This is a genomic window from Aquibium sp. ELW1220 (assembly GCF_030398385.1).
Classification (GTDB): domain Bacteria; phylum Pseudomonadota; class Alphaproteobacteria; order Rhizobiales; family Rhizobiaceae; genus Aquibium.
The window spans coordinates 16,799-39,160 of sequence record NZ_JAOAOQ010000024.1 but is presented as its reverse complement, the minus strand read 5'-3'; the positions used below and the strand labels follow the sequence as shown (position 1 = coordinate 39,160).

Here is a 22,362-nt window from a genome sequence, read left to right as displayed (position 1 = left end):
TGGTTTAACGCAAACCTTGCCGGCCACGCCGCATGATTCTGCAACGCGGCCGCGCGGCGTCAGGCGAACAGCGCGCCCGGATTCATCAGGTTTGCGGGATCGAGCGTCCGCTTGATGTCGCGCATGATGGCGAGGCGGACGGGATCGCCGAGACGCTCGAGTTCCGTCACCAGCTTGCGGCCGATGCCGTGTTCGGCGGAGATCGTCCCGCCGTGCCGCACGGCCACGTCGTGGATCGCCATCTCCACCTCGAGCGCCTTCGCCTCGGGGTCGGGAAGCGCCTTCCAGAAGGCGTGGGGAAACATCACGGTGAAATGCACGTTGCCGTCGCCGAGATGCGAGACCACCAGCACGCGCGCCTCCGGGAACAGTCGTTCGGTCGCCTCGTTCGCAGCCTCGATGAAGGCGGGAACGGCCGAATTGCGCACGGCCGTGTCGTGCACGATGCCGATGCCGTCGATCTTGTGCGCCTCGGTGATCGAATGGCGGAACCGCCAGATCTCGGCCGCCTGACTCTCGTTCTGCGCGATCACCGCGTCGGCCACCAGCCCGGCTTCCATCGCCTCGGCCAGCACTTCCTCCAGCGCGGCCTGCAGCGCCGCCCCCGGATCCACGTCGCCGAGCTCGATCATCACCGACCAGGCCGGCGTCGCGGCGAAGGCGCTGCGCACGCGCGGGATATGGCCACGGATGCAGTCGACCTCCGCCGCATTGAGCATCTCGAAGGCTTCGATCGCGTCGCCGCAGCGTTCCTGCAGCCGCGACAGCAGATCGACGGCGGCCTGCGGATCCGCGACGGCCACCCAGGCATGCGCGCGCACACCCACCGGCGGATGCAGCCGCAGCGCCGCGCCGGTGATCAGGCCGAGCGTGCCTTCCGCGCCGATGAACAGCTGGCGCAGTTCGTAGCCGGTGTTGTTCTTTTTCAGCGCTTCCATTTCGCTGAGGATGCGGCCGTCCGGCAGCACCGCCTCGAGGCCGGCCACGAGGCTGCGCATGGCGCCGTAGCGCACGACGCCCGTCCCGCCGGCATTGGTCGAGATCAGCCCGCCGATCTGCGCCGTTCCCTCCGAACCGAGATGCAGCGGAAACTGCCGACCGGCATCCGCGGCCGCCTCGTGCACGGCCGAAAGCGTCACGCCGGCATCGACCGACAGCACGTTGCCGGCGCGGTCCATGCTCCGGATCCGGTTCATGCGCCGCATGCCAACCACGATGCCCACCGGGCCGTTCCGTCCCGCCGTCGGCACCGCGCCGAAGCACAGGCCGGTATTGCCGCCGAGCGGAAACACCGGCACCGCGTGTGCGCTGGCGAGCCGCATGACGGCCGACGCTTCATCGGTGCTGGCAGGCAGGACGACCGCCTGCGCCCGTCCCGTCATCCGCCCGCGGAAGTCCGTCACGTGCGCCGCGATGTCGGCGTCGTCCGTCAGAAGGCCTTGTCGACCGAGGGCATTGCCGAGACCCTCGAGAAATGCGCTCATGCCGCCTCTTCCATGTCCCGCATCGCCAGATGGACCTCCTCCAGCGCCTTGCGCGTCTCGCCCGACGGCCCCGTCAGCGGCAGGCGCACGCTGCCGGCCCGCAGCCCGGCGAGGTTCATGTAGTATTTCAGCGGACCGGGGTTGGTCTCACGATAGATCGTGTCGATCACCGGGTCGAGCTTCTGCTGCATCCGGATCGCGGCGGCGAGCTGCCCTGCGCGGGCGAGGCGGAAGACCTCGATCCAGAGCCGCGGATAGACCGACGCCGACGCGAGCACGCCGCCCTGCGCCCCGAGCGCGACATGGGTGGCAAACAGCGGCTCCTCGCCGCTCAGCATCGCCATCGAACCGCCGGCGAGCTTCATCGCCTTGATGAATTCCGGAACGTCGTAGGAGGAGCATTTCATGCCGATGATCGAGCCGTCCTCGGCCAGCCGGGCGATCGTCTCGGCCTTCAGCGCCACGCCCGTCCGGCGCGGGATCTCGTAGGCCAGCACCGGCAGGCCGACCTCCTCGCGCAGCGCGCGGAAATAGGCGATCATGCCGTCCTGGGGTCCGGCCGCATAATAGGGCGTCACCGCCATGACGCCGCTGGCCCCGGCGGCGCGGAAATCCAGAGCGGCCTCGACCGCATCCTTGAACCCGGTGGCGAGCACGCCGGGCAGCACCGGCGCGCCCTGCGCCACCTCCACGCAGGCCCGCACCACGTCGGCGCGCTCGGCCCGCGACAGGGCGGGATACTCGCCCGTCCCGCCGATCGGCACGATGCCGGTGGCGCCGCTGGTGAGCTGGAACCGGACGAGCGCCTTCAGCGCGTCGAAATCGACCGCGCCATCGTCGGCGAACGGCGTCACGATCGCCGTGAAAAGGCCGGTCAGGTCATCCTTGGTGAGTGTCATGCGCGTATGTATCCCGGGATCAGTCGACGAAGCCTAAGAGGCGGGGGAGGGTCAGGGAGACGGCCGGCACATAGGTGATGACCATCAGGACGGCGAGGTTGGAGAGCAGGAACGGCACGCTCTGCCGGACGATCGCCCCCAGCGGCACGCCGGATATCGACGAGCCGAGATAGAGCGCCAGCCCATAGGGCGGCGTCATCAGCCCGATCATCACGTTGACCACCATGATCACGCCGAAATGCACGGGATCGACGCCCATGGCGGCCAGGATCGGCGTGAACAGCGGCGCAAAAAGCAGCAGCTGGACCGAATCTCCGATCCACAGGCCGTTCAGCAGGAAGAACAGGTTGAGCGCCAGAAGCAGCATCCACGGCTCGAGCTGCAGGTCCTGGACCAAGGCGCTGAGCTCCGTCGGCACGCGCTCGTTGGCGAGCACCCAGCTGATGATCGTGGCGAAGCCGACGATGAGGTAGACCGAGGCGGACGTCCGCGCAGCCCGGTCGAGGATCCCCCAGAAGGTCTTCAGCGACAGGTTGCGGTAGGCGAGCACGCCGACCAGCGTCGCATAGGCAACCGCGATCGCCGCCGCCTCGGTTGCGGTGAAGACGCCGGAGATGATGCCGCCGATGATGATGACCGGCATGATGATGGCGAAGAAGGCGTTGAAGATGATGCCCATCGCCACCGCGACCGACAGGTCGAGGATCGGGTTGCGCGGGAAGCCCTTGCGGCGGGCCATGACGAACAGCACCGCCATCTGCGCGAGCCCGAGGAGGATGCCCGGCACTGCTCCCGCGAGGAACAGGGCGGCCACCGAGGTATTGGTCAGCGCCGAGAAGACGATGAGCGGAATCGACGGCGGGATGATCGGCCCCTGGATCGCCGAGCTCACCGTCAGCGCGGCGGCGAAGTCGGTGCGGTAGCCGTCCTTTTCCATCATCTTGATCTCGACCGGGCCGAGCGCCGAGATGTCGGCGAGCGCCGAGCCCGACACGCCCGAAAACAGCATCGACCCGACCACGTTCACGTAGGCGAGGCCGCCGCGCAGCCGCCCGACGAGCAGGCGCGACAGGTTGAGCAGCCGGTCCGTCATCCCGATCGACGTCATGATCTCGCCTGCGATCACGAAGAGCGGGATCGACAGCCAGATGAAGACGTCCATGCCGGTAAAGAACTTGTGCACGTAGATGTCGAGCATGCCCATCATGCCGGGCTTGACGACGAAATAGGCCATGCCGGCGAAGCCGATGGCGAAGATGACGGGACTGCCGAGGATCATGAGCAGCAGCAGCAGTCCGATCACGACAAGCAGGGAGTGATCCATCGGGCGCTCTCAGATCTCGGCTTTGAGGATGGACGGCCCCGAACTTTCGGTCCGGCCGAGAAGGTCGCGCAGGGCGAGCACGAGCATGTGGAACATCATCAGTCCCGCCCCGACCGGGATCGAGAGATAGACCCAGTAGAAGCTCACCCCCAGCGTCACCGCCGAGCGCCGGGCACCGAACTGCGCATTCTCGTACCCCTTCCAGACCATGACGCCGAGAAGCACGGCGAGCAGGACACGGAAGACCGCGTTGCGCAACGACATCAGCCGCGCCGGCCAGTAGTTGTCGAAGAAATCCACGCGGACGAGCTGGTCGTCCTTCACCAGCAGGCTGCCGGCCAGCATCACCACCCAGATCATGCTGTAGCGCGCCGCCTCTTCCGGCCAGGGCAGGGAGAAGCCGAAGCCGTAACGCAGCACCACCTGCAGGAACAGGATCACTGCCACGAAGACGAGCAGCAACCGCGCGACGACGGAAGCGGCGAAGCCGAGCACGTCGGCAATACGATCAAGGGTCTTCAGCATGCGCGATCCTTCGCCGCCGGTGACGGCGCGCGCCTCCGCGGGAGGCGCGCGCCCGTGATTGCCGGAGCCTACTCCTGCGCGGCCTTCACCGCTGCCTGCAGATCGCTGACGAGTTCCTTGCCGACCTGCTCGGCCAGGATCTCGGCGATCGGCAGCTGCACCTTGTCGACGAACATCTGGAATTCCGCGGGCGTCGGCTGGTAGATCTCGACGCCGGCATTCGCGATCACCTTCAGGTCCTGCGATTCCTTGGCGGCGATGATGCCGAGCATGGCGAAGGTCGCCTCGCGGGAGGCGTAGTCGAAGATCACCCGGTCGTCGTCGCTGAGGCTCTTGTAGAAGTCCTCGTTGATGGTGATCAGCGGCATGTTGATGAGGTGGTGATCGAGCGTGTAGTACTTCTGCACCTGCTGCAGGTTGGCCAGCAGCATGGTGTAGGGGGCGTTCTCCTGGCCGTCGACGACGCCGGTCTGCAGCGCGCTGTAGAGCTCGGCCCAGGCGATCGGGGTCGGCGATGCGCCCAGAAGCTCGACCATCTTGATGTGGATCGGCACCTGCTGCGTGCGGATCTTCAGGCCGACCATGTCTTCGGGCGTCTTGATCGGGCGCACCGAGTTGGAGAAGTTGCGGAACGCCGACGGCAGGTAGCTCAGGATGCGCACGCCGCTCTGCTCGGCGATGGTGTCGGCGAGCTTCTTGCCGAACGCTCCGTCCAGCACCTCGCGGGCCACTTCCGTGGTCGGGAAGGTATAGGGCATCTCGAGCACCTGCGCGGCGGGCGCATAGGCGCCGACATGGCCGGCATTGAGGCCGCCGACGATCTGCAGCGAGCCCTTCACGTTCTGCTCCAGCAGCGACTCCAGATCGCCCAGCTGTCCGCTCGGGAAGACCTGTATCTCGTAGCGGCCGTTGGTCTGCGTCTTGACGATCGACCCGAACACTTCCGTGAAGGTCCAGTAGGGATTGGCCAGCAGGTCGCCTTCGCCGTCGACATGGCCGAAGCGAACCACGGTCTGCGCCTGGGCGGGCGCCGCCGCGAAGGCTGCCGCACCGATCAGGGCCACGGCGGTCAGGGCCCGGAGTTTACGTAGAAGCGTCGTCATCTGCCAAATTCCCCTTGAGTTCCCGACGGTCGCAAGCGGCCTGTCACGCCGACGGGAAGTCGGCGCGGCGAGAAAGCTCACCCTCGGTCTTGTTGCTTGTCGAGCCTTGGAGGCGTTGCGCGCGCCTCGGCACTCGTCCACCATACGAAACGTCATTCGTGTGTCAAGTCGGATAGTGGAAACTGTTTCCTATAGTGGATGAATGGTCGGATCGCGCTTCCGCCGGACACGCCGAGCCTGTATAGACCCGAGGATACCCCCGCATGGCGCACGATTCCAACCAGCCGGAGCCAGGAATGAATTCGAGGTCGGTCGACACGCTGGACGCGGAACTGCCCGACATCGGCGCAGGCATCGACATTGGCGCACGGCTCTCCCAGCTGCGCCAGGAGCGCGCCTGGACGCTGCAGCAGGCCAGCCGCCAGACCGGCGTTTCGGCTTCGGCCCTGTCGAAGATCGAGCGCAACGAGCTGTCGCCCACGATCGCCACGCTGCAGCGGGTGGCGCGCGGCTACGAGATGGACCTCGTCGATCTCCTCGCCGACAGGGAGGCGCCGCGCAGCCTCGCCGGCCGGCGCAGCGTGACCCGCGCCAGCGGCGGCCGCGCCTACCAGTCCAACAGCTGCGCCAACACGCTGCTCTGCGCCGACCTCATCGACAAGAAGATGACGCCGATCCGCAGCCGCGTCACCGCGCGCAAGCCCTCCGACTACGACTCCTGGCCCGTCAGCGACGCCGAGATCTTCCTGACCGTGGTCGGAGGAACCGTCGTCGTGCACAGCCAGATCTACGAACCGCTGACGCTGCAGGCGGGCGACTGCCTCTATTACGACGCCAGCACCCCGCACATCTGGCTCTCGGAAGGCCCCGAGGACGCGGAAGTGATCTGGGTCCTGGCCTCCTGAAGCGATGCCGGCCCTGCTCAACGCCGATGATTATCGCCGCGGCGCCCGACGCGTCCTGCCGCGCGGCCTCTTCGAATACATCGACCGCGGCACCGAGGACGAACTGGCGCTGCAGCGCCTGCGCTCCAGCCTGGACGCGGTCACGCTCACGCCCTCCGTGCTGACCGGCCACCGTGAAAGAGCGCTGGCCATCCGGCTCTTCGACCGCGACCTCGCCGCGCCGCTCGTCATCGCCCCCACCGCGCTGGCCGGCATCGTGGCGCATGACGGCGAGACGAAGCTCGCCCGCGCCGCCGAAGCCGTCGGCATCCCCTTTTGCGTCTCCACCCAGTCGATCACCACGATCGAGACCATCCGCGCCGGCGCGCCCGACGCCATGCTCTGGTTCCAGCTCTATGTCTGGCACGATCGCGCGCTGACCGACCGCCTGCTCGATCGTGTCGCCGCGGCCGGCTGCGACTGCCTCGTGCTGACCGCCGACACCGCGGTGGCGCCGAACCGCGAATACAATCGCCGCAACGGCTTCTCCGTGCCGTTCGAGCCATCGGTCCGCGCGGTCGTCGACGGGCTCCTGCATCCGCGCTGGCTCGCCGGCGTGTTCGGGCGCACCTGGTGGAACGGCGGCGTGCCGACCTATGGCCACTATCCCGACACCTATCGAAGCTCGGTCACCCGCCCGGCGATGGCAGACGCGGTCCGCCTCGACGGCTCGATCGACTGGAACGACCTTGCCCGCCTGCGCGACCGCTGGACGGGCCGGCTGATCGTCAAGGGCATCCTGTCGGTCGAGGACGCCCTGAAGGTCGCGGCCATCGGCGCGGACGGCATCGTCGTCTCGGCCCATGGCGGGCGCAATCTCGACTGTCTCCCCTCGCCGGCCGACTGCCTGCCGGCGATCGCGCAGGCCTGCGCCGGCAGGATCGCCGTCCTCGCCGACAGCGGCGTCCGGCGCGGCACCGACGTCCTCAAATACCTCGCGCTGGGCGCCGAGGCGGTCCAGGTCGGGCGCCTGCCGCTCTGGGGCCTTGCCGCCGGCGGCGAGGCCGGCGCCGTCGCGATCCTGCGCCTGCTGCTGCGCGAGATGGATACGGCGATGGGGCTGCTTGGCCTGCGCGAGCCGCGGGAGCTCACCGGCCGCGCAGGTGGGCAGACCCCGGCCGGACACGGACCCCGGCCCTAGCAGGCAACCGGAGATGCGGCGGGCGGCGCGACCAGGCTGACCCGCCGGCCCGTCTCCCGCGCACGCGTTGCTTCGGGAGCCGCCGGGTGGGATCTGTCGTCCCGCACGCCGCGCGAGGCGGCCGGCACCGCGAATCACCGCCATCGCGTTCCAGTGTCCCGGATGAGGAATTCCCGAAGGCGCCACCTGAACCGTCGCGCCCCGCCCAATCGGCAAAAATCGAAAGCGTCTGGTTATCAGCCTGTTAACGACGTTTTCCCGTATAGGTCGATTTATCCCGGCCCTGAAACTTAAGTTGCGTGTTCGCAGCCTGACATGTCATAGTCTAACAGTCGTTGCGCGGTCGCCAACTTCGATTTTCCTGCTTGGACAGGTGGATTATCAAATGACACTGGCTATATCCGCTACACCCGCGCCTGCGGGTATATCACGCAGCTGTGACCATAAATCTCACGCCGGCTGCTTAACGATCTCGGATTTTGGAAGCTCTACTCGAAAAAACCGAGTATTTTCGCGCTCGACCGTTGCATTTTTGCTCCTGCCGTTTGTGATAATCTTGCCGCAGGACGCAGGCGCGCAGGAGCTGCCGAGCTTCGCCATCCTCGCTGGGTCGACGATCACCAACACGGGTCCGACCACGATCACCGGCAATATCGGCCTCAGCCCCGGTTCCGCGCTCACCGACAACGGCATCCTCACCCAGACAGGAGAGACCTTCATCGCCGATGAAGTCGCCATTCGCATGCAGGCCGATCTCACGACGCTCTACAACGTCCTCGCGTCGCGGCCGAGCACCGGAAATCTGACCGGTCAGGATCTCGGTGGCCTCACCCTCACCCCGGGCGTCTATAGCTTCAGCGGTTCGGCCGGGCTGACAGGGACCGATGCCCTGGTGCTCGACGGCGGCGGCAACGCGAATGCGGTCTTCATCTTCAACATCGAGTCGACCCTGATCACGGGAAGCGCCTCCTCGATCGAGCTCATCGGTAACGCCCAGGCCGGCAACGTGTTCTTCAGGGTCGGTTCCTCGGCAACACTTGGCACCACAACCGCTTTCCAGGGCCAGATCGTCGCGCTTGCCGACATCACGCTGACGACGGGCGCCATCATCGACTGCGGTGCCGCGCTCGCCCGCACCGGCGCGGTAACCCTCGATACCAACACGATCAACATCTGCACCATCGACGCCGCCTCCTTCGAGGACGTGCTCGACGAGGACGACACGCCCCCCACCGACAACGCGCAGGCCGTCGCCGATGCGCTGGATGCCTATGTCGATGGCGGCGGCGTGCTGCCGTCGGGCTTTGCCATCCTGGCCCTGACGCTGACGCCCGCCGAGCTGGCCGACGCGCTCGCGCAGCTGTCCGGCGAGGTTGCCACCGGCGTCGCGCCGACAGGCATGCAGTCGATGGATTCCTTCCTCGACACGGTGATGGGCGGCGGCATGGGCCTGACACCGCCCGATGCGGCAGTTCCTCCCGGCCGGACGCCCGACGCGCCCGGCACGGTCAGCACGCTGGGATACGGCCCGCTCGAACCCGCCGGAAGCAACGACCCCTTCCTCGCCGGCGACGACGCAGGCCGCGGCCGCAGCTGGAACGCCTGGGGCGGCGCCTATGGCAGCCGCGGCGAGATCGACGGCGACGACGGGACTGGCAGCCGCCAGCGCACCTCCACCGATTTCGGCGTCGCCTTCGGCATCGACCACTATGTCGACCCCTACAGCAGGATCGGCATCGCCTTCGCCGCCGGAGGCGCCAGCTTCGACCTCGGCGACGATGTCGGCAGCGGCGACAGCGACACCTATCATGTCGCCATCCACGCCCGCTCGGACTTCGACGCAGCCTACATCGCTGGCGCGCTTGCCTACGGCTTCAGCGACGTGACCACCGAGCGCACCGTCACCATTGCCGGCACCGACCGGTACGCGGCGCATTTCGACGCCCACAACGTCGCCGGACATCTGGAGGCCGGTTACCGGATCGGCTGGATCACACCCTATGCGGCGGTCCGGGGCCAGGCCTTCATGACCCCGGCCTACAGCGAGCGCACCGTTGCGGGCGTCTCCACCTTCGCGCTCGACTACGAGGAGCGCACCGCGACGTCCCTGCGCACCGAACTGGGCGCCGGCGCCGAGTGGTCCGTCCCCTTCGATACCGGCTCGCTGTCCCTGCGGGCACGCGGCGCCTGGGGTTACGACCATGACGTCGACAACACGGTCGATGCCGCCTTCCAGTCCATCGCGGGCTCTGATTTCACCGTCGAAGGCGCCACGCAGGATCGACACGCACTCCTCGTGTCGGCAGGCGTCGGGCTCGGCTTCCACAATGGCCTCTACGTCGCCGGATCGGCGTCCGGCAAGCTTGGCATGAACACCCAGATCTATTCCGGCAACGTCAAGGTCGGCTACGCCTGGTGATCCGTTAAATCAACCGATAGGTTGCATTCTCCCTATTCCGTTGCGATAGTCATGATGAACGCTATGTATGAACATAGTCATGATCATCTCATATCGCTCCGCAGCAGTCATCTTGACGATCCTGCTCCTGTTCGTCGCTCCGCCGACAGCCATGGCGCGCGCGTCCGCGCCTGACGTCGTGCAGTTCGAAGGCGGGATGGCGGCAGGCACGATCGTGGTGCGCACCAGCGAGCGTCGTCTCTACCTGGTTCTCGGCCATGGCCGGGCGCTGCGTTACGTGGTCGGGGTCGGGCGCGCCGGTGCGCAATGGTCGGGCACGTCCCGCATCGACGGCATGTTCATCAGACCCCATTGGGCTCCGCCCGCCGAGATCCGCCGCGACCGGCCGAACCTCCCGGCGGTGATCGCCAGCGGCTCTCCCGCCAATCCGATGGGCGCCGCCGCCATGACGCTCTCGGGCGGCTCCTACGCCATCCACGGCACCAACCGGCCCGCTTCGATCGGCGGCTTCGTCTCCTATGGCTGCATCAGGATGCAGAACGACGACATCCTCGATCTCTACGGTCGCGTCCATGTCGGCACGCGGGTGGTGGTGACGCACTGACCTGAAGCCACGGCGCTGGCAGCGTCTCTCGCCATCGCTCGTCGACGGCAAGCCGTTTCGTGAACGGTGTGTCCGGGCCGAACATCGCGCTTGCCTCGCGCGGCAGGCTGCGCTTGTATCGCCCCCGGCCCATCATGTGGCCTGGGGACGCAGGCAGGACCGCAGGCGTCAAACCCGGCCCGCCACCTCCCATCCCGGACAAGGAAACGCCATGCCACTCATTCAGGTCGTCGTCGCCAGCACGCGGGAAGGCCGCATCGGCCAGAGCGTCGCCGACTGGGTACTCGAGGTCGGTCGCGCCCGCGGCAGCGCCGAGGTCGAACTCGTGGACCTGAAGGACGTGGCCTTGCCGATGTTCGATGAGCCGAAGCATCCGCGCCTCGGCCAGTACGTCCACGAGCACACCAAGCGCTGGAGCGCCGGCGTCGCCCGCGCCGACGGCTTCGTCTTCGTCACGCCGGAATACAATCACAGCTTCCCGGCCTCGCTGAAGAACGCGATCGACTACCTGCACAACGAGTGGCAGTACAAGCCTGTCGGCTTCGTCAGCTATGGCGGCGTCGCCGCAGGCACCCGCGCCGTTCAGGCGCTGAAGCCGGTGCTGGCGGCGCTGCAGATGGTGCCGGTGCTGGAAGGCGTCAACATTCCCTTCGTGCACGCCAACCTCGGCGCCGACGGCCGCTTCAATGCGCCGGACGGCCTCGCGGACGCCACCCGGCTGATGTTCGAGCGCACCGAATTCTGGATCGGCCGGCAGTCCTCTCTCTACCACGGCCGATAGACGCCGCCGGCCCCGGCCGGCGCCTCGCCCGGCGTCGCAGGCTGCGGCGTCAGGCCAGCGGCCGCACCGGATCGCTGCCGTCCCAGCCGCGGGCAGCCGCCCGGAAGCGGTCGAACATCGCCTCCGTGGCGGGCAGCAGTTCGATCGCCTCGACCATTGCCGGCAGCCGACCGTGCGTGTCGAAATAGCCGACGCGCGCGCCGTTCGCCACCTCGGCCGAATAGACCAGCGTGAAGCCGAGGCTCCGGTAGTGCGCCAGCGCCGCGGCGTAGTCCGTCGCCGCAACGCCGAAATGGTGCAGCCCGTGGCCGCCCCGCTCCACCGCCTCGCGGTAGACCGACGGCGAATCGTCGAGCTGCTGGATGAGCTCGAACTGCATGTCGCCGGCATAGCCCATGGCGATGGCGAGCGCGGTGGAGACGCTCTCCCCGCGATAGAGCTGGTTCCGGAACACGCCGCGCTCGCGCAGGAACCATGGGCCGATGCCGAGCGAAGCGGTCATCTCGCGCATCGAGACGCGGATGTCGGCCGTGGTGAAGGCGGTCTGCATCAGCCGCCCGGCAAACGGCACGGTCATGGTCTCGGTCATCGTCTCGTCCTCCCGCGATGGTCCTACTTCGCCATGATCCCGCCGTCGATCGGGATCGTCGTTCCGGTCATGAAGCTCGATGCGGGCGACGTGAGCAGGATCGCCAGACCCTTGATCTCGTCGGGCGTCGCGATGCGGCCGAGCGGCACCATCGAGGCGAACTCGGCCTCGATCTCCGGCTGCCGAATCCGCCCGCCCGCGATGTTGGTGCGGAAGGGGCCGGGCGCGATTCCGTTCACCATCACGTCGTAGGGCGCGAGTTCCATCGCCGCCTGCCGCACCAGGTTCACCACCGCCGCCTTGGTGGCGGTGTAGGCATAGCCGCACATCACTTCCGACTTGAGCCCCGCGACCGAGGCCACGGCCACGATGCGGCCCGACCGCTGCCGCTTCATGTGCGCGGCCGCCGCCTGGATAGTGACGAAGACGCCGGTCAGGTTGATCGACAGCACCTGGTCCCACTGCTCGTCGCGCACCGCGTTGATCTGCCCCGCCTCGGTGCGATAGCCGGGCCCCGCCGTCACGCCCGCATTGGCGATCACTGCGTCCAGCCGGCCGTGCCGCGCGGCGATACCGTCGATCGTCGTGCGGATGGCCTGCCGGTCGGCGACGTCGAGGAGCGCGCTCTCCGCCTGTCCGCCCGCCGCCCGGATCGCTTCGCAGGCCTTCGCCAGCCCCGCCGCGTCGATGTCGAGCAGGACCACCGTCGCGCCTGCCTGCGCCAGCGCCTCGGCCATGGCCAGCCCCAGCCCGCTCGCCGCCCCCGTCACGGCGGCCACGCGGCCGCCCATCGCGAACATCTCCAGAGCCATCGGCACCCTCCCAAAACTGTCCAGAAACGTGTTTGGTATGCAATCCCCGCGCTTCACCCCGCGCCAGATCATCTGTAGCCCCTCCGAAATTCGATAGCAATATCAATAAAATGATGCGGTGCAGCAAACTTGGTTCGGAGGTTTCGTCGATTCCGCCTTGACCTGGATCACATCATAAGGTGTACAATTTGTCGCATCGAACCAGTCGATCAAGAAGACGCGAAGGGAGGCCCGCGACCGTCATGGCGCACGAGGAAACATTCGAGACGGTGGCCGGATGCAAGATCCGGATCATGCGGGGAGGCAAGGGCGAGCCGCTGCTCTTCCTGCACGGCGCATCGGGCGCCAGCCGCTGGCTGCCCTTCATGGACATGCTGGCCGAACGCTACGACGTCATCGTGCCCGAGCATCCCGGCTTCGGCGCGTCCGACACGCCGGAATGGCTCGATACGGTGGGCGACCTCGCCTATTTCTATCTCGACGTGATCGACCATCTGGGCCTTGACAAGGTGCATCTGGTCGGCACCTCGATCGGCGGCTGGATCGCCGCGGAACTGGCCACCCGGTCCTGCGAGAAGATCAGGTCGCTGACCCTCGTCGCCCCGGCCGGCATCACCGTGCACGGCGTGCGCAAGGGCGACATGTTCATGTGGTCGCCGGAGGAACTGGCGCAGAACCTGTTCCACAATCAGGAAATCGCCAGGGCGATGCCGCAGCCGGCCAACGAGGAGGAACTCCTCGTGGTGCTGAAGAACCGGCTGATGACGGCAAAGCTCGGCTGGAGCCCGCGCTTCCACAATCCGCACCTGAAGAAGTGGCTGCACCGCATCGCGGTGCCGACGCTCATCATCTGGGGCGACGACGACAAGCTCATCCCCACCGCCTACGGCCCGGCCTATCGCGACCTCATCCCGGCCTCCTCGCTCGAGATCATTCCCGAGTGCGGGCACCTTCCGCACGTCGAGAAGGCGCAGGAATTCACCTCCAAGGTCGTCGACTTTCTCCAGGGAGCAGCGTGATGAAATTCTACATGATGCATCTGATGCCCTATGCGGATCTGGATCTCGACTACGACAAGACCCACAACTCCGCCTGGATCACGCTGCCCAACAGCTACTATGATCCCAAGAAGGGCGCCAAGCTCTACAACCGCTATCTCGACGAGCTCGAATATGCCGACCAGCTCGGCTTCGACGGCGTCTGCGTCAACGAGCACCACCAGAACGCCTACGGCCTGATGCCGCAGCCGGGCGTGATGGCCGGCGCGCTCGCCCGCCGGACGAAGAAGGTCAAGATCGCCATCCTCGGCCGCGCCCTGCCGCTGCTCAACAATCCGGTCACCGTGGCGGAAGAGTTCGCGATGGTCGACAACATCACCGAGGGCCGCTTCATCGCCGGCTTCGTGCGCGGCATCGGCGCCGAGTACCACGCCTGGAGCTCAAACCCGGCCGACAGTCACGAGCGCTTCCACGAGGCGCACGATCTGATCATCCGCGCCTGGACCGAGACCGGACCCTTCGCCTTCGAGGGCAAGCACTACCAGTTCGAATATGTGAACCTGTGGCCGCGCCCCTACCAGACGCCGCGCCCGCCGATCTGGATTCCCTCGCAGGGCTCGTCGGAGACCATCGAATGGGCCTCCCACCCGGACCGCCGCTACACCTACCTGCAGACCTTCACGCCGGTGGCGATGCTGGCGAAGTACATGCAGATGTACAAGGACATGGCGGCCGAGCACGGCTACGAGGCGACCGAGGACCAGCTCGGCTGGTCGGTGCCGCTCTACGTCGCCGAGACCGACGAGATCGCGCGCCGCGAGGCCAAGCCGCACATCGAGAACTTCCTCAACAAGTTCCTGCGGATGCCCAAGGAGATGCTGCTGCCCCCGGGATACCTGTCCCTGAAATCGATGCTCGGCGTCATGAAGGCGAAGTCGTCGATCGGCGGCCAGCAAACCATCGACGACGTCATCGACAAGGGCATGTTCATCTGCGGCAGCCCGGAGACGGTCCGCCAGAAGCTGGAGCAGTACCAGAGCGAGATCGGCTTCGGCCATCTGCTGACGCTCCTGCAGTTCGGCACGCTGCCCGCCGAGCTCACCCGCAAGAACATGGAACTCTACGCCACCGCCGTCATGCCCTGGCTGCGCGACCGCCAGAGCGTCGCCAAGACGCAGGTCGCGGCAGAATAGACCCTCTGCCCCGGTCCGGAGTGGCGTCGCGTCACTCCGGGTCGGGAGCCGGATCGTTGAGGATCGAGAACAGATGAGCGCTCATCGCAGCTTCGGCCCAGTCGGGATTGCGCGCCTTGAGCGCCGCGATGATCTCGCGGTGCTGGCGGTGCGTGCGCTTCGTGCGCTCGTCGAGCGGCTCGATGTAATAGTTGAAGATCGAGGCGGGCAGCTCCAGCGACGACGCCAGGATCCGCTCCAGCCGCGGGCTGTCGGCCGCCCGGGCGATGATAGCATGGAACTCGTTGTTCAACTCGTCGAAGCGCGTCAGGTGGCGGTGCCAGCCGAGTTCGGCGAAGACCGCCTCCATCTCGTCCTCCACCGCTTCCAGCCGCGCGATGTCGGCGGCCGTGATCCGGCGGCAGGCGCGCCGCGCACCATGCCCCTCGAGCTTGCCGCGCAGCCGGAACACCTCGGCGACGTCGGCCTGGGAGAAGCTGGCGACCTGGCCGCGGCGGTAGCGCTCCAGAACGACGAGCCCTTCGCTGGCCAGCCGCGACAGGGCCTCGCGGACCGGCGTGCGGCTGACGCCGATGCGCTCCGCCAGCCGCGACTCCTGCAGCGTCTCGCCGGAGGTCAGCTCGCCGGTGATGATCGCCGTGCGGATGAAGCGGTAGGCGGTCTCTACGGCGCCGCTCGCCTCGCCGTCGCGGATCCCGGCCGTGTCCTGGTTCGTCATGCTGCGCCGGCTCCGCTCCGTCGGAAGGTTTCGAAGGTTGTTTGGCATACGACGGACGGACCCTGCAAGTTCTGGTCCCTGTATACGATCCCCCGCCGAAATCGGATGACGAAGCCAAATGTCTCGTCGCCGATCCGCAACTGGTATGCAAGAATGTCGACGGCGCAAGCCGGGAGGAGAACCCCATGAAGATCGAAGCGGGCATGGCAGCCCTCGTCACGGGCGGCGGATCGGGCATCGGACGCGGCATGTCCATGAGCTTCGCGCGCCGTGGCGTCCGGGTCGGCGTCTGCGACATCCGCGAGGCGGATGCGGCCGAGACGGTGCGCCTGATCGAGGCAGAGGGCGGCACGGCGCAGGCGTTTCGTGTCGACGTCTCCGACCGCGCCTCGGTCGAAGCCGCCGTCGCAGCCGTCGAGCAGGCCTTCGGACCCCTTGCCATCGCCTGCAACAATGCCGGCATCGCCATGCACGGCGTGCCGCTGCACGAGATCAGCGCCGCCGACTGGGACTGGGTGATCGGCGTCAACATCCACGGCGTCATCAACGGCATCCAGGCGATCATCCCGCGCATGCTGGCCTCCGGGCGGCCTGCGCACATGGTCAACACCGCCTCGATCGGCGGCTTCCAGGTCAACCCGAACTTCCTGACCGGCGCCTATTCGATGACGAAATACGCCGTCGTGGCGCTGTCCGAAGGTCTCCGCAACGAGCTGGAAGGCACGCCCATCGGCATCTCGATCCTCGCGCCTGCCGCCGTCGACACCAAGATCCATCTGTCCGAGCGCAGCCGTCCCGACCGGCTCGGCGGCGCCACGGTGCGGCCGCAGAACCACTTCATGGGCGACCTGATCAAGGGCCAGATGCAGCCGGACGAGATCGGCGAGCGCGTCGCCGCCGCCATCGAGGCGGACGATTTCTACATCTTCACGCACCCAGAGACGAAAGAGTGGCTCGACCGGCGCCATGCCGCCATCGACGCCGCCTTCGCCAAGGCGCAACCGTCCGTGGCCGCCGGCGCGGCGGCTGCGGCCGAATAGGAGAACCGCATGCTCGACACCATCGCCACCACGCCCATGCACGGATACGGCCAGGCCGACGGCGGCGCGCGCCGCCCGCACATCGTCGGCATCGGCGGCACGACCCGCATCGGCTCGTCCTCCGAGACGGCGCTGCGCTATACGATGGGCATGATCGCCGAGATGGGCGCGACCACCGAGCTGATCGTCGGTCCGCTGCTCGACCTGCCGATGTACGACCCGTCGGACGAACATCGCAGCCCCTCGGCCCGGCGGCTGGTGCAGTCGCTGCGCCGCGCCGACGGCATCGTCATCGCCACGCCGGCCTATCACGGCGGCATGTCCGGCGTGATCAAGAATGCGCTCGACTATGTCGAGGACATGCGCGGCGACCACCGGCCCTATTTCGACGGCCGCGCCATCGGCATCATCGTCAGCGCCTATGGCGCGCAGGCGCTCGGCACGACGCTGGTCGGGGTGCGCTCGATCGTGCACGCCCTGCGCGGCTGGCCGACCCCGTTCGCCGCCGCCCTCAACGGGCAGAACCGCCCCTTCGAGAACGGACTTCCGGCCAATGCCGAGGTCGCCGGGCAGCTCGAAACCGTGGCCCGCCAGGTGCACGGCTTCGCGCTCGCCCAGCAGCTCATGAGCGAGGGACGCGACACCACCCGGCTGCTGGCCGCAGTCGGAACCTGATCGACGTCCGGCGCGTCGCCGCGCCGGACGGGGAATGCCAGACGGCGGACAGCGGGGAGGACAAACCGCGCGCATCGCCGGCTGGAGCGCAGTGAACCCCGCAGGAGCGGGACAAAGGGAGGAAACGATCGTGAAACATCTGCTTCAACGGGCAGCCGTGCTGGCTGCCGGGCTCATCCTGACGGGTGCCGCCGCCGCCCAGACCGTGTCGATCTCGACGCTGCCGCCGGGCTCCATCAACAACGTGCAGACACAGGCCATCGCCAAGGTCGTGCAGGACGCCGCCGGCATCCAGATGCGCGTCGTCACCTTCAACTCCCCGGCCGCCTCCATGGGCGCCGTGCAGGCAGGCCAGGCTGCCTTCACCTTCATGTCCAACGACGAGGTCGGCATCGCCGTTCGCGGCAAGGACGAGCATATGGGCAAGCCGCTCGACAAGCTGCAGCTCGCCGTCACCGTCTTCCCGTTCAAGGTCGGCGTGCTGGTCCGCAAGGACTCCGGCATCAACTCGGTCGCCGACCTGAAGGGCAAGCGCTTCCCGATCGGCTGGCAGGGCTTCCCGCAGGGCATCGCCCTGTCCAACGCCATCCTCGCCACTGCCGGCCTGTCGCTCGACGACACCGACGGCGTGCCGACCGCCAACCTGCTGCGCGCCGCCGACGACTTCAAGTCCGGCCGCCTCGACGCCACGGTCTTCGCCGTCGGCGCCCCGAAGATGGCGGAAGTGGACGCCGCGGTCGGCATCAAGTTCCTCAGCCTCGACGACAGCGAGGACGCCAAGAAGGCGATGGCCTCGATCCGTCCCGAATACACCGTCGCCGCGCAGGCGCCGCTGCCGCACCTCAACGGCGTCATCGGCGACACCAACCTCATGCAGTACGCCATGACGGTGGCCGTCAGCGCAGACGTGGACGAGGAGACCGTCTACAAGACCGTCAAGGCGATCCACGAGAACAAGGCAGGCCTCGTCGCGGCCCACCCCTCCTTCAACGCCATGAACCCCGACAACCTCGCCGTCCAGCAGCAGGACGTCACCTACCACCCCGGCGCGATCCGCTACTACAAGGAAGTCGGGATCTGGAAGGGCGAGTGAGGCAGGAACCGGCGTAAGCCGTCCACCTCCATCAGACACAGGGCCGGCCGGGAACGAAGTGCAGATGAACACCGAGGCAGAACTCGAACTGGAAGCGCCGAAGGTTGGCATCGTGGGGGTCGCGAGCACCGTGCTCGGGGCCGCCCTCGGCCTTGCCGGCATCGCCTGGGGCGCCGATCTGTACAGGCTCGTCGGTCTGAACTTCCTTGCCGAGCAGTTCCTGGCCGTCGTGCTCGGTCTGGCCATGGCCCTCGTCTTCATCGTGCGGCCCTTCCGCCGCACGAACCTGCCGCGCGTGTCGGTGCCCTGGTACGACTGGGCACTGGCTGCGGTCTCGCTCTGCATCGGGCTCTACATGGGCTGGTCCTATCCCCGCATGCTCGGCGAGTTCTTCAACGCGCCGTGGGACGTGCTCATCGTCACCTGGCTGCTCTTTCTGCTGGTGATGGAAGGCCTGCGCCGCGCGTCCGGCTGGCCTCTGGTCATCACCGTCCTCGTCTTCTTCGCCTATGCGCTCGTCGGCCACCATGTCGGCGGCGATCTGCAGACCCGCGAAGTCGACGTCAACGACATGGTCGTCTATCTCGGCCTCGACACCAGCGGCCTGTTCGGGCTGGTGCTTCTGATCGGCGTGACCGTCGTCGTGCCCTTCGTCTTCTTCGGCCAGCTGCTGTCATCGTCCGGCGGCGCCAATTTCTTCAACGACATCTCGCTTGCCCTGATGGGCCGCTTCCGCGGCGGCGCCGCCAAGATCTCGATCATGGCCTCGTCCCTGTTCGGCTCGATCAACGGCATCGTCGTTTCCAACATCCTGGCCACCGGCGTCGTCACCATCCCGATGATGAAGCGGTCGGGCTTCAAGCCCGAGCACGCCGCGGCGGTCGAGGCGAGCGCCTCCAATGGCGGCCAGCTGATGCCGCCGGTGATGGGCGCGGTCGCCTTCCTGATGGCGGACTTCCTGCAGATTTCCTACGCCGAGGTGGCCATCGCCGCTGCCGTGCCGTCGCTGCTCTACTACCTCGCTCTGTTCATCCAGGCCGACCTGGAAGCGGCGAAGGGCAACATCCTCAGCGTTCCGGCCAGCGAGATCCCCAACATCCTCAAGTCGCTCGCCAAGGGCTGGCTCTTCCTGCTGCCCTTCGCGGTCCTCGTCTACGCGCTGTTCTGGCAGAACCGCGAGCCGGAGAACGCGGCGATCTACGCCTGCATCGCCGTCATCGTCATCGGCATCCTGTTCGGCTACGGAACCCAGCGCCTCACCCCGCGCGAGATCTGGAACTGCCTCGTGCGCACCGGCGTGTCGTCGGCCGACATCATCATGATCTCGGCCGCTGCCGGCTTCATCATGGGCATCCTCCAGATCACCGGCCTCAGCTTCGCGCTCACCGTCTTCCTGGTGAACATCGGCGCGGGCAACGTCTTCTTCCTGCTCCTCATCGCCGCCGTGCTGTGCATCGTGCTCGGCATGGGCATGCCCACGCTCGGCGTCTACGTGCTGCTCGCGGTGCTGATCGTGCCGGCGCTGGTCGAGGTCGGCGTCTCGCCGATGGCCGCGCACATGTTCATCCTCTACCTCGGCATGATGTCCTTCGTGACGCCGCCGGTCGCCATCGCCGCCTTCTTCGCCGCCAACCTCGCCAAGGCCGATCCCATGCGCACCGGCTGGCTGGCGATGCGCTTCTCCTGGACGGCCTACATCGTGCCGTTCCTCTTCGTCTTCTCGCCGAGCCTGCTCCTGCAGAGCGGTTCCTGGCTCGACACCGTCCTGTCGATCACCACCGCCGCGATCGGCGTCTGGTTCGTCTCGGCCGGCATGATCGGCTACGGCCTGCGCCGCATGAGCGGGTTGATCCGCCTCGCCTCCATCGTCTGCGGTGCGCTGCTGCTGATCCCGGTGGAGATGGCCTGGTGGTCGACCATCGCCAACCTCGCCGGTGGCGCGATCGCCGCGGCCGTGCTGCTCGCCGAATTCGCGGGGCGCCGCAATGCGCGCGCCCTGACCCGGGAAATCGCGGCCGAATAGGCCCCTGCATTGGGAGAAGAACCATGAGCACCGCCCCCGCAAGCTCCACCGAAGCCGAGCGCAAGGAATTCTACGACAGGCTGGCGCCGCAGAACCTCGCCCCGCTGTGGGAGGTGCTGCGTGGCCTCCTGCCGAACGAGCCGAAGTCGAAGGCCGCGCCGCACCGCTGGCGCTATGCCGACGTGCGCCCGCTCCTGATGGAATCGGGCGATCTCCTGACCGCGAAGGAAGCCGAGCGCCGCGTGCTGGTGCTGGAAAACCCCGCCATGCCCGGCCAGTCGCGCGCCACTGCCACCATGTATGCCGGCCTGCAGCTGATCATGCCGGGCGAGACCGCGCCGGCGCACCGCCACACGCCGTCGGCGCTGCGCTTCATGCTGGAAGGCAAGGGCGCCTTCACCGAGGTCGGCGGGGAGCGCACCACCATGCGCCGCGGCGACTTCATCATCACCCCGTCCTGGGCCTATCACGACCATGGCAACGAAGGCTCCGACCCCTGTGCCTGGCTCGACGGGCTCGACCTGCCGCTGGTCTCCTTCTTCGAGGCGGGCTTCAACGAACACTACAACGATGAGCGCCAGTCGATCGTCCGCCCCGAAGGCGACGCGCTCGCCCGTTTCGGCTCCGGCCTGCTGCCGCTGAAGCCCGAAAGCCGCTACGGCCTGACGACGCCGATCTTCAACTACCCCTACGAGCGCACCCGCGAGGCGCTGGTCGCCGCCTCGAAGGGCGAGGCGCCGGACGCGCACGAAGCGGTGACGCTGCGCTACGCCAATCCGCTCGACGGCGGCTGGGCGATGCCCACCATGGCCGCGTGGATGACGTATCTGCCGAAGGGCTTCCAGACGCAGCCGATACGCTCGACCGACGGAATCGTCATGGCGCTGGCCGAAGGCGCGCTGACCGCCTCGATCGGCGACAGGAGCTTCGACCTGTCGGTTTCCGACGTCGCCGTCGCGCCCGGCTGGACCTGGCGCAGCTACACCGCCACCGAGGATTCCTTCCTCTTCTGCTTCTCCGACCGCGTTGCCCAGGAAAAGCTCGGGCTGTGGCGCGAGGAACGCGGACGCTGATTCAAGAACAACACGACCCGATCGACTGCAAGGATAAGAACACATGCGTTTCTGCCGCTTCGACGATGACCGCCTCGGTGTCGTCCGTGGGTCCCTCGTCCATGACGTCACGCCCGTCCTGGACCACCTGCCGCCGCTGAAGTGGCCGGTGCCGCGCGGGGATCATTTCTTCAATCACCTCGACAGCCTGCGCCCCCGCATGGACGCCATGGCCGACACGGTGCCCGGCGTGCCCGTCTCGTCGGTCAGCCTTCTCTCGCCGGTCGCCAATCCCGGCAAGATCGTCGCCGCGCCGGTCAACTACCAGCTCCACCTCGACGAATCGCGTGCCGACACGCAGATCAACTTCGGCACTCAGGTGAAGACCATCGCCGACTACGGCGTGTTCCTGAAGGCGACGAGCTCGATGATCGGCGCGGGCGAGGCCGTGGTGGCCGACTGGCCCGACCGGCGCATCGACCACGAGATCGAACTGGCGCTGGTGATCGGCAGGAAGGGCTTCCGCATCGCCGAGGCCGATGCGCTCTCCCACGTCGCCGGCTACATGATCGGCCTCGACATGACCATCCGCGGCACCGAGGACCGCTCCTTCCGCAAGTCGCTCGACACCTTCACCGTCTTCGGCCCGCACCTCGTCACCGCCGACGAGATCGGCGATCCCGGCAACCTCGACTTCGAGATCAAGGTCAATGGCGAGAGCCGCCAGAAGTCCAACACCGGCCTGCTGATCTGGAACGTCCAGAAGCTGATCGCCTATGCCAGCAAGGCCTACACGCTCTACCCCGGCGACGTCATCATGACCGGCACGCCCGAGGGCGTCGCGCCGGTGGCGCCCGGCGACACCATGCATGCCTGGATCGACGAGATCGGCGAAATGTCGGTCGCGGTCGCGGGGTAGGGCAGGAACCGGGAGGGGCGACGGGC

The 22,362-nt window shown here is 67.3% G+C and carries 21 protein-coding genes; 13 read left to right on the top strand and 8 right to left on the bottom strand.

Annotated elements, in window-relative coordinates:
* Positions 1–59: 59 nt before the first annotated feature.
* The 5 genes from N1F91_RS19825 to N1F91_RS19805 form a co-directional block, all read right to left on the bottom strand.
* Positions 60–1,484 carry an FAD-binding oxidoreductase gene (locus tag N1F91_RS19825; protein WP_289994845.1) on the bottom strand — a complete coding sequence of 475 codons (1,425 nt, stop codon included), beginning with the start codon at positions 1,482–1,484 and terminating at the stop codon, positions 60–62.
* Positions 1,481–2,383, bottom strand: coding sequence for a 4-hydroxy-tetrahydrodipicolinate synthase (gene dapA, locus N1F91_RS19820; protein WP_289994843.1), 903 nt, complete (start codon positions 2,381–2,383; stop codon positions 1,481–1,483). The genes N1F91_RS19825 and dapA overlap by 4 nt, the downstream gene beginning before the upstream one ends.
* A 19-nt stretch (positions 2,384–2,402) precedes the next feature.
* Complete coding sequence (locus N1F91_RS19815; RefSeq protein ID WP_289994842.1) at positions 2,403–3,707, bottom strand: TRAP transporter large permease; 1,305 nt, start codon at positions 3,705–3,707, stop codon at positions 2,403–2,405.
* 9 nt (positions 3,708–3,716) lie between these two features.
* Positions 3,717–4,232 (bottom strand): TRAP transporter small permease, encoded by a 516-nt coding sequence (locus N1F91_RS19810; protein WP_289994841.1) that lies wholly within the window; start codon positions 4,230–4,232, stop codon positions 3,717–3,719.
* A 68-nt stretch (positions 4,233–4,300) separates the two neighbouring features.
* Positions 4,301–5,335, bottom strand: a complete 1,035-nt coding sequence (locus N1F91_RS19805) for a TRAP transporter substrate-binding protein (protein WP_289994840.1) — start codon at positions 5,333–5,335, stop codon at positions 4,301–4,303.
* Positions 5,336–5,631: 296 nt separating this feature from the next.
* Here N1F91_RS19805 and N1F91_RS19800 point away from each other — a divergent pair, with 296 nt between their 5' ends.
* The 5 genes from N1F91_RS19800 (at position 5,632) to N1F91_RS19780 (ending at position 11,224) form a co-directional block, all read left to right on the top strand.
* On the top strand, positions 5,632–6,240 hold the full coding sequence (locus tag N1F91_RS19800; protein WP_289994839.1) for an XRE family transcriptional regulator: 609 nt from the start codon (positions 5,632–5,634) through the stop codon (positions 6,238–6,240).
* 4 nt (positions 6,241–6,244) lie between these two features.
* A complete protein-coding gene (locus N1F91_RS19795; RefSeq protein WP_289994837.1) occupies positions 6,245–7,420 on the top strand; it encodes an alpha-hydroxy acid oxidase in 1,176 nt (391 codons plus the stop codon).
* 556 nt (positions 7,421–7,976) lie between these two features.
* Positions 7,977–9,839, top strand: a complete 1,863-nt coding sequence (locus tag N1F91_RS19790; protein ID WP_289994835.1) for an ice-binding family protein — start codon at positions 7,977–7,979, stop codon at positions 9,837–9,839.
* A 151-nt stretch (positions 9,840–9,990) separates the two neighbouring features.
* Positions 9,991–10,443 (top strand): L,D-transpeptidase, encoded by a 453-nt coding sequence (locus tag N1F91_RS19785; RefSeq protein WP_289994914.1) that lies wholly within the window; start codon positions 9,991–9,993, stop codon positions 10,441–10,443.
* 211 nt (positions 10,444–10,654) lie between these two features.
* A complete protein-coding gene (locus tag N1F91_RS19780; protein ID WP_289994834.1) occupies positions 10,655–11,224 on the top strand; it encodes an NAD(P)H-dependent oxidoreductase in 570 nt (189 codons plus the stop codon).
* Between the two features lie 49 nt (positions 11,225–11,273).
* Here N1F91_RS19780 and N1F91_RS19775 read toward each other — a convergent pair whose 3' ends face one another.
* A complete protein-coding gene (locus N1F91_RS19775) occupies positions 11,274–11,813 on the bottom strand; it encodes a VOC family protein (protein ID WP_289994833.1) in 540 nt (179 codons plus the stop codon).
* Positions 11,814–11,836: 23 nt separating this feature from the next.
* Positions 11,837–12,625 carry an SDR family NAD(P)-dependent oxidoreductase gene (locus N1F91_RS19770; protein WP_289994832.1) on the bottom strand — a complete coding sequence of 263 codons (789 nt, stop codon included), beginning with the start codon at positions 12,623–12,625 and terminating at the stop codon, positions 11,837–11,839.
* A 242-nt stretch (positions 12,626–12,867) separates the two neighbouring features.
* Here N1F91_RS19770 and N1F91_RS19765 point away from each other — a divergent pair, with 242 nt between their 5' ends.
* The gene (locus N1F91_RS19765; RefSeq protein ID WP_289994830.1) at positions 12,868–13,644 is read left to right on the top strand and encodes an alpha/beta hydrolase; all 777 of its coding nucleotides are present in this window, start codon (positions 12,868–12,870) and stop codon (positions 13,642–13,644) included.
* Positions 13,644–14,816 (top strand): LLM class flavin-dependent oxidoreductase, encoded by a 1,173-nt coding sequence (locus N1F91_RS19760; protein ID WP_289994828.1) that lies wholly within the window; start codon positions 13,644–13,646, stop codon positions 14,814–14,816. Before N1F91_RS19765 ends, N1F91_RS19760 begins: the two co-directional genes overlap by 1 nt.
* A gap of 31 nt (positions 14,817–14,847) precedes the next feature.
* Here N1F91_RS19760 and N1F91_RS19755 read toward each other — a convergent pair whose 3' ends face one another.
* On the bottom strand, positions 14,848–15,534 hold the full coding sequence (locus N1F91_RS19755) for a GntR family transcriptional regulator (protein ID WP_289994825.1): 687 nt from the start codon (positions 15,532–15,534) through the stop codon (positions 14,848–14,850).
* Positions 15,535–15,719: 185 nt separating this feature from the next.
* Between N1F91_RS19755 and N1F91_RS19750 the strand changes: the two genes are divergently transcribed.
* The 6 genes from N1F91_RS19750 (at position 15,720) to N1F91_RS19725 (ending at position 22,336) form a co-directional block, all read left to right on the top strand.
* A complete protein-coding gene (locus N1F91_RS19750; protein WP_289994824.1) occupies positions 15,720–16,574 on the top strand; it encodes an SDR family NAD(P)-dependent oxidoreductase in 855 nt (284 codons plus the stop codon).
* A 9-nt stretch (positions 16,575–16,583) separates the two neighbouring features.
* Entirely contained in the window at positions 16,584–17,249 is a 666-nt protein-coding gene (locus N1F91_RS19745; protein ID WP_289994823.1) for an NADPH-dependent FMN reductase, read from the top strand.
* Positions 17,250–17,379: 130 nt separating this feature from the next.
* Complete coding sequence (locus tag N1F91_RS19740; protein ID WP_289994822.1) at positions 17,380–18,342, top strand: TAXI family TRAP transporter solute-binding subunit; 963 nt, start codon at positions 17,380–17,382, stop codon at positions 18,340–18,342.
* Between the two features lie 64 nt (positions 18,343–18,406).
* Positions 18,407–20,365 carry a TRAP transporter fused permease subunit gene (locus N1F91_RS19735; RefSeq protein ID WP_289994820.1) on the top strand — a complete coding sequence of 653 codons (1,959 nt, stop codon included), beginning with the start codon at positions 18,407–18,409 and terminating at the stop codon, positions 20,363–20,365.
* 23 nt (positions 20,366–20,388) lie between these two features.
* Entirely contained in the window at positions 20,389–21,438 is a 1,050-nt protein-coding gene (gtdA, locus tag N1F91_RS19730; RefSeq protein ID WP_289994819.1) for a gentisate 1,2-dioxygenase, read from the top strand.
* A 43-nt stretch (positions 21,439–21,481) separates the two neighbouring features.
* A complete protein-coding gene (locus N1F91_RS19725) occupies positions 21,482–22,336 on the top strand; it encodes a fumarylacetoacetate hydrolase family protein (protein WP_289994818.1) in 855 nt (284 codons plus the stop codon).
* The last annotated feature ends 26 nt before the right edge of the window (positions 22,337–22,362 follow it).